We start from the raw sequence: 11,850 nt of genomic DNA, 5'->3' as shown, positions 1-11,850 counted from the left end.
GGGTTTCCGGCACGTGCCGGGGGGTGACCGCGGGGAAACCTTGCTCTCACTCCTTCCCGCGCCCGGTGGTGAGTTGACGCCCCGCTCCGTCCGGCCAGAGCCGTGGCCTGCGTCCGGCCGCCAGGTCCTCGATCCAGCCCGCGGCCACGACGACCAGGCCTATCAGCGGCCAGACCGCGAGGAACATCCACACGTTGTACGTCGTGGTCAGCAGCGAGTCGAACCGGCCCTCGATGAAAGGCACGTTGTACAGCTGGTCGACGAGCGGCACGGTGGCCATGATGAGGGCGTTGTGCCAGAGGTAGATGGTCACGGCGCGGTTGTTGGTGAGTGTGATCAGTCTGTCGAACCGCGCCAGCCGGCGCGGGAGCCGGCGCCAGGTCGGTGAGTAGGCGAGGAGCAGCGCGCAGGCGCCGAACGACCAGGTGGCCTGGGCGAGCGGGATGTCGTTGAGGTCCCATCCGTCGGGCCCGAGGTGGCCGTGCGCCCACCAGAGGCCGAACGCCATGACGGGCACGGCGCAGGACACCAGGAAGTAGCGCGGCACCTTCTTGAGCAGCCCGTCCTGGTGGGCGAAGCCCAGGATCCAGCAGGAGCCGTAGACCGCGAAGTCGGTGAGGGCCAGGCCCGGTTCACCGGGGACGGTCACCAGGCCGGTACCGACGACCGCGGTCAGGACGAGCGGGGCGAGCAGTGTCGGCCACGGCAGCCGCCGGAAGGCCCTGAGGAGCAGCGGCGACAGCAGCACGAACCAGAGGTAGGCGCGCAGGTACCAGAGCGGCCCCACCGCCTGGTCGGGCCAGTCCTGATCCAGCCAGCCGGACGCCGAGCCCATCGAGGCGGGGTAGGGCGGGGCGCCGACCGGTACGAGGTAGAGCAGCACCTTCGTCGCGGAGGGCCGCCACCCGGCGTACGCCATCATCCCCACCATCAGCGCGCCGAAGGCCCACATCGGCGGCAGCAGGCGGCGGACCCGGCCGCGGATGACGGCCAGGCCGGCCGGGCCCTTGGCCGGGCGGCTCAGCGAGCGGGCCATCAGGGAACCCGCGAGGGCGAACATGACGCCCATGGAGGGGAAGACGACCGACAGCCAGGCCCAGCCGAACAGGTGGTAGAAGACGACCCGGACCAGGGCGGTCGTCCGGAGGAGATCGAGGTAGCGGTCGCGGCCGGGGGCGCGCTCAGGAGCGTGCCCGGAGGTGTCTTGAGGGGCACTCACCAAGCCGGGACCGGGGGCGGCCCGGACGTACGCCGGGACGGGAGCCGGTGTGGAAGCCGGGGTGACGGCGGTCATGCGACGGGCCTCCGGTGCTCGATGGGACGGTTCTCACCGGACTGCGCCCCGCCGGCCCCGTGGAGGTCGAGGGCGTCGGGGGTCTCTGCCGCCGGACGCCGGGCGGGTGGCGGGCCGGACAGCGCGCCGGGGGTGGCCATGGGGGCCGCGACCACTCCGGTACGGCGCAGCTTCTGCCAGTGCAGCCGGCCGCCGGTGAGGGCGGTGATCCACGACTGGAGCAGCACGACGTACATCAACTGCCGGTACAGGATCTGCTGGAGCGGCAGTGAGACGAGATGCCGCATCCGTTCACGGTCGAGCCGGAAGGCGAACGATGCGCACACGGCCTGGACGGAGAGCACACCGAGCCACGCGAGGACGGTCTTCTCCGTCGGGCCGAAGATCAGCCCGTACAGCAGGAAGACATCGATGAGCGGGGCGAGCAGCGGCGCCAGCACCATGAAGAGAGCGACCAGCGGCAGTCCGACCCGGCCGAACCGCCCGGAAGGACCGCGCTCGACGAGGGCGCGGCGGTGCTTCCAGACCGCCTGCATGGTGCCGTACGACCAGCGGTAGCGCTGCGACCAGAGCTGCTGGACGGTCTCGGGGGCCTCGGTCCAGGCGCGGGCGTTCTCCGCGTAGACCACGCGCCAGCCGTCGCGGTGCAGGGCCATCGTGATGTCGGTGTCCTCGGCGAGGGTGTCCTCACTCATCCCGCCGACGCGGTCGAGGGCCGTCCGGCGGAAGGCACCGACGGCCCCGGGGATGGTCGGCATGCAGCGCAGGACGTCGTACATCCGGCGGTCCAGGTTGAAGCCCATCACGTACTCGATGTGCTGCCAGGCGCCGATGAGGCTGTCCCTGTTGCCGACCTTGGCATTGCCGGCGACCGCGCCGACCCGCGGGTCCGCGAAGGGCTGCACCAGTTCGCGCACGGTGGCCGCTTCGAAGACCGTGTCGCCGTCCATCATCACGACGAGGTCGTGCCGGGCGTGGGCGATGCCGTTGTTGAGTGCGGCGGCCTTGCCCGCGTTGCGCTGGCGCACCACCCGGACCCCGGGCAGCCGCAGCGCTTCCACCAGGTCCGCCGTGCCGTCCGATGAGCCGTCGTCGATGACGACGACCTCGACGGGGTGGTCGCTCGCCGCAAGTGAGCGGACCGTGCTGACGATGCAGGCGCGTTCGTTGTACGCGGGGACGAGCACCGAGACGGGCTCGGTGACCGGCGGCCCCCAGCGGAATCCCGGCGCGCGGACCTTGCGGGCATGGGCGAAGGAGAGGGCCAGCATCAGCCCGAAACGGGCGATGACCAGCACACCGACGACGGCGAGGCAGCCGATCAGCCAGCCGGAGATGTCGTCGGAGAGCCCGACGGCGAAGACGAACGCCTTGCCGCGCCACAGCTCGGGCCCGCTGACCGGGGTCTGCGCGGACGGTGCACCCAGGGCGTCGGTGAGACTGGCGAACTCGTACCCCTGGTGCTGCAGTTCGGGCAGATAGCGGCCGAGCGCCTCGACGGTCTGCGCACGGTTGCCACCTGAGTCGTGCATGAGGACGATCGCGCCCTTGCCGCCCCTGGGTGTGGCGTTCCGCAGGATCGTCGGTACGCCGGGCCGCTGCCAGTCCTCGCTGTCGATGGAGTCGAGCACGGTGATGTAACCGCGGCTCCCGATGTACTTCACGACCGGCCAGTTCTTGTCGTCGAGGGCGTCGGCGAACGACGAGTAGGGCGGGCGGAAGAGCGAGGAGCGGATACCGGCGGCGCCCGCGAGTGCCAGCTGCGTCTGTGAGAGCTCGCGGTCGATACGGCTCTTCGACTGGTACGAGAGGTCGGGGTGGTTGAAGGTGTGCACGCCGACTTCGTGGCCCTCGTCGACCATGCGCCTCACCAGGGCCGGGTAGCGGGAGGCCATCGTGCCGGTGACGAAGAAGACTGCGTGCGCGTGGTACTCCTTCAGCTCGTCGAGGACCTTCGGGGTCCACTCCGGATCGGGTCCGTCGTCGAAGGTCAGGACGATCCTGTGGTCGGGGATGCGCAGGCTGGTGGGTTCACCTTTGCCACGGGCGTCGATGACCGGACCGCCGTCGAGGATGTGTCCGGGGACGTCGCCGGTAGCGGCCGGTGGCCGGACGCGGTGGTCGGCGACGATCTCGCTGTGGACGTAGCCGCGCATGACCAGCATGCCGAAGAGCGCGACGAGCAGGAGCAGCGGCAGCAGGTAACGCATCGGCAGCCTGCGCCGGAGGGATCTCAGCGCGCGGGTGACTCCCGGCGCTTGTGCGGTATTCATGCGGTTCTCATTGCTTACGGAGTGCTCTCTGGGGATGCGGAGTGCTCGGGGCCGGTCGGCGCTGTCGCACTGGCCGAGGGAGCAGGCGGTGACGGTGGCGGGGTCCTGCCGCCGCCGGACGGCGGGGCGGAGACCACGGGCGCCGGATCCGCGGAACCTGCGCCCGGCGCCCGGCCGGGCGCCGCGGGCTTCCGGGGCTTGCCCGGCCCGGCCTTTCGGGACCCGTGCGGAGCCGGCCTGGCCTGCTCCCGATGAGAGACGGCGGTGGCCGGCTCCGGGGCCCCGGCGGACGCGACGTCCACGGGTACGGGTGCCGGTGTCGCCCCAGGGGCCTCCTGCCCCGGCGCCGGGGACGCGACGGGCGCGGCCGGGAGCCTGACGGTGTCCGCCTTCTTCCCTGCGGCAGGCCCGGGGATCAGCAGCCAGGGTGCGGTGGAACTGCCGCCGACGACGGTGAGCACCAGCAGCACCGCGTAGGAGGCGCAGGCCAGGGCGACGAGCCAGCCGATCCGGCGGTACTTACGGCCCCTGCGGCCACTCGCGTCGACGAAGACGGGACTGTCGGTGACCGGGTGCGCGGCTTGCGGCCGGTGTGCCGCCCCCGTACCCGCACTCGGGGGTGTCAGCTCGCGCCCCAAGCCGTCCAGCTGGATCGTCACGTCATGCGGCTCATACATCTGCCCGAAACGGGCGCCTTCGCGCCATTTTTCCACCGGTGTCCACACATCCCCCCAAGGTCGATTCACTGCGCGTCATTGACCGGACGAACGCCGCCGGACCGAGTCCCCACTCAGGTCCGGGCGCCCCCTGTTCCGCGCCGTCCGGGGGGCGAATCTAGCGCAGCTTCAAGCCACTTCAGGACGCTTGTTCACAGTTGCTCGTATCGGCCCCTGATCTGCTCATACATCGCCATGTCCACGGCAGGCAGCCAGCTTCCGGCGGGCACGTCCAGCCAGCCATCAGCGGCCACGCCCCGGTCAATCACCTGATGGAGGGCACGAAGTCCCGGGTGTCGCAAGGATTTTCGCCACACGAGCGAGATCGGCGACAGCGGTACGGGGTTGACCAGAGGGCGCAGGACCATGCCCGGGACCTGGATGAACTCCGTACTCGCCAGCACCGACCAGCGGCGTTTGCGAATCACTCGCGCGAACTCCTCCGGGCCGTCGATCTCCGGGAATGCCTCCGCCAGCGCGATCCCGCGCCCCGCGAACAGCCGCGCCGCCAGATCGGTCCACTCCGCGGTGGCCGGATTTCCCGCCGCCGCATAGAGCGTCTCTCCCTCCAGGGCGCCCAGCGGAACCTCACCGAGGGCTGCGAGACGGTGGTCGTCGGGCAGCAGGACCGCCATGCGTTCGAATCGGACCGGCCGGTGATCGAGCAGGTCGAGCACCTCCGGTGCGAGGCCGGCGACCCGGCCCGCCGAGACATCGAGACGCCCCGCCACGAGCTCCGCCGCCGCACCCGTCAGGCCACTGTGGAAACGGGCGACGAACTCCACGTCGCGCACCAACTCACGTGCATCGGCGAGAAGTTGTGACGCAGTGCCGACCGGGGCGCCCACATCGACCAGCAAGGGGCGCTCGTCGTGCGTCCAGGCCGCTGCCAGCTCGTCGTACGCGGCGAGCACCCGCCGGGCATACGGCAGCAGCCGCGCGCCGTCGGCAGTGAGCGACACCTGCCGGGTGGTCCGCTCGAACAGATGGGCCCCCAACTCCCGCTCCACCCGCCGCACATCGCGGCTCAGCGCCTGCTGCGCCACATAGAGCCGGGCGGCGGCACGGGTGAAATGCAGATCCTCCGCGACGGCGACGAAGGCACGCAGCAGGCGGGGCTCGATGTCCGGAAGGGTCATTGACACGCGCCGAACCTACAACGCAGCCGCGTCAATCAGCATCGAACAGGTGTTGGACCGCACCTACTCCGCGCCGGGAGGCTGAGCGCCATGGAGCAGGAACACACCCCCCGCGAACACACCCTCGCCACCACCCCGGCCGCCACCCCCGCCGCCGGGACAACCACAGGGGCGGCCGGCACCGAGGGGTCCTTGCGCTACGAGCGCCCGGACCCGGGCGGGCACAGCGCGACGACCCCTGAGCCGACCAGCACCGAGTCAACGAACGCCGATACGCCCAGCACCGAGACATCCAGCACCGAGGCGGACGCCCGTGGCGCAAGCGAGGGTGTCCACCGCTCCACGGGCAGCTCCCTCGCCCCGTACCGCCGGCTCCTGGCCACCCCGGGCGCCCGCGCCTTCACCGCGGCCAACCTCCTCGCCCGGCTGCCCATGGGCATGTTCAGCGTCAGCGCCGTGCTCATGATCGCCGGGTCCCGTGACTCGTACGGTCTCGCCGGGTCCGTCACCGCGACCGGCCTCGCCGCCACCGCGGTCGTCGGCCCGTGGACGGCGCGCCTCGTCGATCGCTACGGCCAGTCCCGGATCGCCGTACCCGCCACACTGCTCGCGGCGCTCGGCTCGCTGGCCCTGCTGCTCTGCGTGCGCTACGGAGCGCCGGACTGGACACTGTTCGCCGCGTACGCGGCGACCGCGACCACCCCCAACACCGGCGGGATGTCACGGGCCCGCTGGGAGCATCTGCACCGCGGCGACCCGGACACCCTGCACACGGCGAACTCCTTCGAGCAGGCCGTGGACGAGCTCTGTTTCATGCTCGGCCCTGTGGTGGCCGCCTTCCTCTGCTCGTCGCTCTTCCCGGAGGCAGGTACCCTGGTGGGGGCCGCACTCCTCGTCACCGGGGTACTCGTCTTCGCCGCGCAACGCGCCACCGAACCACCCGCGGCGCCCCGGACAACGGCAACCCGCTCACCGCTCCGCGCCCCCGGCTTCCCGTCCCTGATCGCCGTCTTCCTGGCGACCGGCGTGGTGTTCGGTGCCATGGAGGTCACCACGATCGCCTTCTCCGACGCGCAGGGCCACCGTTCGGCCGCGGGCGCGGTCCTGGCACTCCAGGCCGCCGGATCGTGCGTCGCGGGCCTGCTGTACGGGTCGGCGCGCCCGGCCCAGGACGTACGGCGGCGGCTGCTCTGCTGCCTCGCGGCGATGACGGTCCTGATGACGGGCCCGCTCGTGGCTGCGAAGGCGACCGGTTCACTGCCCGCCCTGGCGGGGGCCATGCTCCTGGCGGGCGCGGCGACCGCCCCGACGATGGTCACCGGTATGACGCTGGTCCAACGCATCACCGGCCAGGGGCAGTTGAACGAGGGAATGACACTTGTCGTGACAGCGCTCCTGGGCGGCATCGCCATGGGTTCGGCGACGGCGGGCTGGGTCGTGGAGCGCCTGGACGCGACCGGCGGATACGCGGTCCCCGCCTCGGCGGCAGCCCTCGCGCTGGCGCTGTGCGCGACCACACGCCGGAGCGGGGCCCGGAGCCAGGGGCCCGCCTGACGGGCGAGCGGACGATCGGAGAGGCAGCCGCCGGCACCACCGCGCGGCACCACCACCCGGTACCACCGCCCCGGGCACCTACGGCACCTCAGTCGACGACCGTCGTCAGCAGACCGGTCCGCAGGTCGTAGGCGTGCCCGGATACATGCACGCGGGAGGACAACTGCGGGGAGGAGCGAAGCAGTTCGACATCCTTACGTACGGTCACGGCCGGGTCGAGTACGGCAAGGCCTGCGATCGTCGCATCGTCGTAACCGCCGCGCGCGACGAAGTCCCGGCGCAGGCCGGCGTCGGCGAAGAGGCCCGATCCGCAGTCGGTGTGGTGGATCACAGCCAGATCGAACCAGTCGGCGTCCGGCGTCTTCGCCTCGTGCAGATGACTGATCCACGCCACGTCCTGGAGGACGGCGGGAGTGACCCGGCCGCCCACGGACCGCAGCACGATGGCCTCGCCGAGCTCGACACCGAGGACGGCGGCCGGCTCCACCCGCGGATCGATGCAAGTGATCACGAACGTCTGCTCGAACGGGATGAACGGGATCTCAGGCACGTGCTCCTTGGCACCGGTGTTCGCGAAGGCCTTGTTGCGTTCCATGTACGTCGCGAAGTGGGACACGGGGGTTCTCCTGTCGGGTGGCTGAGCGGTGTACGTGCGTCCGGGGCGCCGCCTGTCGCGCATCGGTCGTGGCGCCTTCGCCCCATGCCCCTGTTCCGGGAGTTCCGGTCACGGACCTGCGAGCGGACCCTGCGGGTCACAACAAGACAGAACGTTCGTTCTTCCTCAACGGTACGAGCCTCCCGAGGGAGTGTCAACAGAACGTTCTGTCTCTGCCGCCCTGTCCCTACACTGGAAACATGCCCCCGTCAGCCCCGAGCCCTCGTGAGCGCCTGCTGGAGACGGCGAGCCGTCTCTTCTACAGCGAGGGCATTCACACCGTGCCCGTAGACCGGCTGGTCACTCAGGCCGGTGTCACCCGGGCCACCTTCTACCGGCACTTCCCGGCCAAGGAGGATCTCGTCGTGGCCTATCTCAGAGCCACCGACGAGCGACTGCGGACAGCTGTCGCCACCGCTGTCGCGCAGGGCGGGCCGGACCAGGGGGTCTCGGCGGTCCTCGATCTGATCGGCGAGGTGACCTGCGCCGCAGGCTTCCGGGGCTGCCACTTCATCAATGCCGCCGCGGAGTATCCGAACGCTTCCGATCCGGTGCGCGAGGCGATCACCGACCACCGCGCCTGGTTCCAGCGGACGGTCACCGACCTGGCCTCCCGCGCCGGCCACCCCGACCCCGCCTACGCCGGCCACGTCCTGGTCCTGCTCCACGACGGCGCGCTGTCCGGCGCGGATCTCGACGACCCGGAAGCCGTACGCACCACGGTCCGCCGCGCGGGCCATGACCTCCTCGGGCTTCCGCTGCCGGACCAGGGGCTGTGACCGGAAACCATCACCGGGGGGGCAAGCAGCAGGGCGGGCAGCGACCGGACAGGGGGGAGATTCCGGGATGACCACCAGCTCACGCGCCCATTCGTTCAACGCGGCGGCTGACCAGTACGCGACCGGCCGGCCTTCGTACCCTCTTGCGCTCTTCGGCCCTCCCCCGCGCCCCCGTCACGCGACCGCTCCGCCACGGCGCACCCGGGCTTGTCGTAGGACGTAGGTACGGGTAGCCGGGCGGCCACCGCCCAACGGCACCCGCCGACGCTCCAAGTAACCAGCGTTCTCAAGCTCGTTGAGGGCCCGGCGAACGGTCGTCTCGCCCTCGCGGAAGCGCAGCGTGAGTGCTTTGGCGGTGACGGAGGCGCCGTCGGAGAGCGAGAGGATGTGCAGGGCAAGCCCCATGGCGGTCGCGGAAGAGACGCGGGCGCTGGGCGATGTGGTTGCCGATCACCGTGAACCGGTCGGTGTGACGGTGACCTACGTGGAGGACTCCGGCACGCGGAACGTCCTCGGGGGAGCGCGGACATGCCAGCGCTAGACTGCGAATCAGCCATCGGGAAGAGCCTACTTCCCGGGTGGTCAGGCCCTCGGTCAGGATTGCCGTCCTGTCGGGGGCCGTCTTCTGTTGTGGAGGTACGAGTGTCCTGCTGCGGCCGACCGTACCGAACCAATCCGACTACCGGATGCCTCGTCACCCGTATGTGTGGCGAAGGAAGTTGAAAGGCCGGGGTGGGGTCGGGTTGTGGTTCTCTCCCGTTGCTTTAAAGGGAGACGTGCCGCACCGGGCCGCGGATATCCAGGTCCCGGCGCCGGCCTGCGCGAATACGACACCTCATGCCGCTGAGTTGCCCCGCCCCGCTCCGTACGTCACGGATGAACACACTCATGCAGCCACGGGCAGACCAGATGGAGTCCTGTGACACACGAGAAGGCCGTCGCACTCCCCGTGGATAGAGAAAGGCCCCAACAGGCCGGTGCCGCGGTGCGCTATAGATACCCCATGATGTTCGTAACGCTGACTGCGCTGATGCTCCTGTCATCGATTGGCACGATAGCGAGCAAGCTGCGGCGAAATATGACACTCAGGAGGATGCGTCCGCACGCCATCGAACTGTCGGGAGAAGTGATCGACAACTCCGCCACGCGGAGCGGCAAGGCGGGCGCGTACTTCCTCACGCCGGTCGTTCGCTACTACATCAACGGCAAACGTTACGAGAGCGACATCTCCAACCCGGTCTTCAACCAGCCAGTTGCTGTCGGCTCCTGGATGACCATCCTCGTCTCCCCTGACAACCCCTACAGCCCCATGGATCCATATGGCGGGCTCGGTTCGATGATGCGCAGCGCAATCTTCACCACCGCCGTCAGCGCTCTGCTTTTCGTCTGGGCACTTGCCCTGCTGTGAGCCCCTACTGCGAGCGCCATGGAAGCGCGGCAGCCACTGACACTTGCTTCGAGCTCCGCCGACACCCTGGGCACCTACGGGCTGTCCCGTAAATGATCTTCCGGGCGGTGTGAGCGTGGGTCTGTCGGTCGGGAGGTTCGCTCAGCCGGTGAGGGCGAGGTTGTGCAGGCGTGCCATGCCGAGCATGGCGTGGTGAACGCCGTCGCCTTTCAGGCGGCAGTCGCGAAGGATTTTCCAGCTCATCATCCGGGCGAAGGTGTGCTCGACGCGGGCTCGGACCTGCTTGTGGGAGCGGTTGTGTTCGCGTTTCCAGTCGGGGAGTTCTGCCTGGCCGTTCGCGCGGCGGTGCGGCATGAGCAGGCCGGTACCGGAATAGCCGCCGTCCGCCATGGTTAGCGTCTTGCCTACGGCATCCTTCGCGCCGGACTCGACCCATGCCTTGCAGTCGTTGCGGTTGCCGGGCAGCGGCCGGCCGACCACGACGACGAGCCGGGTGTCGGCGTCGATGGGCCTTGACCCCTAATCCTGAACACGGGTTATGCGGCTGGTGCCAGCGTAGTTGGTGCGCGGTGGAAGGCGTTCTCGAAGTCGATTGGTGATCGCTGTCCGAGGCGGGAGTGTCGGCGCCGGGTGTTGTAGCGGTGGAGCCATCTGAAGGCGTCGAGTCGGGCCTCGCGCACGTTCGGCCAGCTCTTTCGTCCTTGCAGGGTCTCGCGTTTGAAGGTCGCGTTGAAGGACTCGGCGAGTGCGTTGTCCGCGCTGGACCCGACCGCGCTCATGCTTCGCCGAACCCCTGCTGACCTGCAGGCTTCAGCGAAGGCCCTGCTCGTGTACTGGGCTCCGTGGTCGGTGTGCATGATCGATCCGGCGAGGCTGCCGCGGGTGCGGATCGCCGCGGCCAGGGCGTCGGTCACGAGGTCCGCGCGCATGTGGTCGGCGATCGCCCAGCCGGCCAGACGGCGCGAGGCGAGGTCGATGACGGTCGCCAGGTAGCAGAACTTCCCGCCGTCGATGGGCAGGTAGGTGATGTCGCCGACGTACTTCGTGTTCGGCTTGCCCGCGGTGAAGTCGCGGCGGATCAGGTCCGGAGCCTTGGCCGCAGCCGGATCGGGGACGGTGGTGCGGTGCTGGCGGCGCAACCGGACCCCTTCGATCCCCGACGCCCGCATGATCCTGGCGACCCGCTTGTGGTTGACCGCCTCACCGTTCGTCTCGCGGAGCTCGGCGGTGATCCTCGGGGCTCCGTAGGTGCCGTCCGATTCCTGGTGCACCGCCCGTGTCCGGGCGGCCAGGCGGGCGTCGGCCACCTGCCGGGCGGCCCGGTCCGCGACTGTCCGGCGCCAGTAGTAGAAGCTCGAGCGGCTGACGCCAAGGATGCTGCAGCGCCGCTTCACGCCGTAGCGGCGCTGGAGGTCGGAGACACACTGGAAGCGGTTCACCAGCGCGTCTCCCCGGCGAAATACTTCGCCGCTTTGCGCAGGATCTCGCGTTCCTCCTCCAGTCGCGGACCTTCTTCCGCAGGGCGGCGTTCTCCGCCTCCAGCGGGGCCGGCGGCTGAGACGGTTCCTGCGTCCGACGTCCCCGGGGACGGCTCACCCCGGCTGCCCTCACCCAGTTCCGCAGGGTCTCCGGGTTGATCCCCAGATCGGCTGCGACCGACCTGACCGTCGCTTCCGGCCGCGACTCCTACAGCGCGACCGCGTCCACCTTGAACTGTGGCGGGTAGTTCTTCATGACCACGAGATGTCCGTTCTCAGATCCTCAGGATCCAGTGTCTCGTGTGTTCAACATCCGGGGTCAAGGCACCCAACCACTGGACTACGTTCCATGGCCTCCAGACCAGACTTGCCCGAAGAATGGCTGCATCGCAATCTAAAGCGGCTCGAGGTGCCGGCGACCTCGCGGAGTTTGTCCCAGGTAGGCGGCCTCAAGCAGCTTGGTCTCAACCCTGTCGGGCGAGTGGAAGGGGACACGTGGGTCGGCCGGCCGGGAACAAGTGCGGCGTGGTGAACTTCGAGTCCGGCGGACCGAG

9 protein-coding genes and 2 pseudogenes are annotated in these 11,850 nt (G+C 69.8%); 3 read left to right on the top strand and 8 right to left on the bottom strand.

Translation table 11 applies throughout. From position 1 onward, the window contains the following. Window positions 1-46: 46 nt before the first annotated feature. The 4 genes from OG584_RS22275 to OG584_RS22260 all read right to left on the bottom strand — a co-directional run bounded on the left by OG584_RS22275 (window position 47) and on the right by OG584_RS22260 (window position 5,422). Window positions 47-1,294: an acyltransferase gene (locus OG584_RS22275; RefSeq protein ID WP_405780347.1), complete on the bottom strand. Its 1,248-nt coding sequence runs from the start codon at window positions 1,292-1,294 to the stop codon at window positions 47-49. After that, entirely contained in the window at window positions 1,291-3,504 is a 2,214-nt protein-coding gene (locus OG584_RS22270; RefSeq protein WP_405784225.1) for a glycosyltransferase, read from the bottom strand. The genes OG584_RS22275 and OG584_RS22270 overlap by 4 nt, the downstream gene beginning before the upstream one ends. 77 nt (window positions 3,505-3,581) lie before the next feature. Next, a complete protein-coding gene (locus OG584_RS22265) occupies window positions 3,582-4,226 on the bottom strand; it encodes a hypothetical protein (RefSeq protein WP_405780346.1) in 645 nt (214 codons plus the stop codon). Window positions 4,227-4,435: 209 nt separating this feature from the next. Further along, the gene (locus tag OG584_RS22260) at window positions 4,436-5,422 is read right to left on the bottom strand and encodes a LysR family transcriptional regulator (RefSeq protein ID WP_405784223.1); all 987 of its coding nucleotides are present in this window, start codon (window positions 5,420-5,422) and stop codon (window positions 4,436-4,438) included. Window positions 5,423-5,512: 90 nt separating this feature from the next. On the opposite strand from OG584_RS22260, the gene OG584_RS22255 reads away from it, so the two are divergent. Further along, window positions 5,513-6,976 (top strand): MFS transporter, encoded by a 1,464-nt coding sequence (locus tag OG584_RS22255; protein WP_405780344.1) that lies wholly within the window; start codon window positions 5,513-5,515, stop codon window positions 6,974-6,976. 88 nt (window positions 6,977-7,064) lie between these two features. Here the strand turns inward: OG584_RS22255 and OG584_RS22250 are convergent, their stop codons facing one another. Next, window positions 7,065-7,592 (bottom strand): carbonic anhydrase, encoded by a 528-nt coding sequence (locus OG584_RS22250; protein WP_405780342.1) that lies wholly within the window; start codon window positions 7,590-7,592, stop codon window positions 7,065-7,067. A gap of 239 nt (window positions 7,593-7,831) precedes the next feature. Between OG584_RS22250 and OG584_RS22245 the strand changes: the two genes are divergently transcribed. Continuing rightward, window positions 7,832-8,410, top strand: coding sequence for a TetR/AcrR family transcriptional regulator (locus OG584_RS22245; RefSeq protein ID WP_405780341.1), 579 nt, complete (start codon window positions 7,832-7,834; stop codon window positions 8,408-8,410). Between the two features lie 174 nt (window positions 8,411-8,584). On the opposite strand, the gene OG584_RS22240 is transcribed toward OG584_RS22245, so the two are convergent. After that, window positions 8,585-8,815 (bottom strand): hypothetical protein, encoded by a 231-nt coding sequence (locus OG584_RS22240; RefSeq protein ID WP_405780340.1) that lies wholly within the window; start codon window positions 8,813-8,815, stop codon window positions 8,585-8,587. 598 nt (window positions 8,816-9,413) lie between these two features. On the opposite strand from OG584_RS22240, the gene OG584_RS22235 reads away from it, so the two are divergent. Then, window positions 9,414-9,818, top strand: coding sequence for a hypothetical protein (locus OG584_RS22235; RefSeq protein ID WP_405780338.1), 405 nt, complete (start codon window positions 9,414-9,416; stop codon window positions 9,816-9,818). A gap of 141 nt (window positions 9,819-9,959) precedes the next feature. Here OG584_RS22235 and OG584_RS22230 read toward each other — a convergent pair. Continuing rightward, window positions 9,960-10,325: pseudogene (locus OG584_RS22230) on the bottom strand (transposase); the annotation flags it as partial. A gap of 29 nt (window positions 10,326-10,354) precedes the next feature. Next, a pseudogene (locus OG584_RS22225) lies at window positions 10,355-11,558 on the bottom strand (IS3 family transposase). Window positions 11,559-11,850 lie beyond the last annotated feature (292 nt).

This window comes from Streptomyces sp. NBC_00859 (assembly GCF_045161865.1).
In the GTDB taxonomy this organism is placed as follows: Bacteria; Actinomycetota; Actinomycetes; order Streptomycetales; family Streptomycetaceae; genus Streptomyces.
This window is presented reverse-complemented; position numbering and strand designations above follow the sequence as displayed.

Bases quoted from the DNA above. Each gene is read 5' to 3' on its own strand.
- OG584_RS22240 (WP_405780340.1), bottom strand. From the start codon at position 8,815: ATGGGGCTTGCCCTGCACATCCTCTCGCTCTCCGACGGCGCCTCCGTC.
- OG584_RS22270 (WP_405784225.1), bottom strand. From the start codon at position 3,504: ATGCGTTACCTGCTGCCGCTGCTCCTGCTCGTCGCGCTCTTCGGCATG.
- OG584_RS22255 (WP_405780344.1), top strand. From the start codon at position 5,513: ATGGAGCAGGAACACACCCCCCGCGAACACACCCTCGCCACCACCCCG.
- OG584_RS22235 (WP_405780338.1), top strand. From the start codon at position 9,414: ATGATGTTCGTAACGCTGACTGCGCTGATGCTCCTGTCATCGATTGGC.
- OG584_RS22245 (WP_405780341.1), top strand. From the start codon at position 7,832: ATGCCCCCGTCAGCCCCGAGCCCTCGTGAGCGCCTGCTGGAGACGGCG.
- OG584_RS22260 (WP_405784223.1), bottom strand. From the start codon at position 5,422: ATGACCCTTCCGGACATCGAGCCCCGCCTGCTGCGTGCCTTCGTCGCC.
- OG584_RS22275 (WP_405780347.1), bottom strand. From the start codon at position 1,294: ATGACCGCCGTCACCCCGGCTTCCACACCGGCTCCCGTCCCGGCGTAC.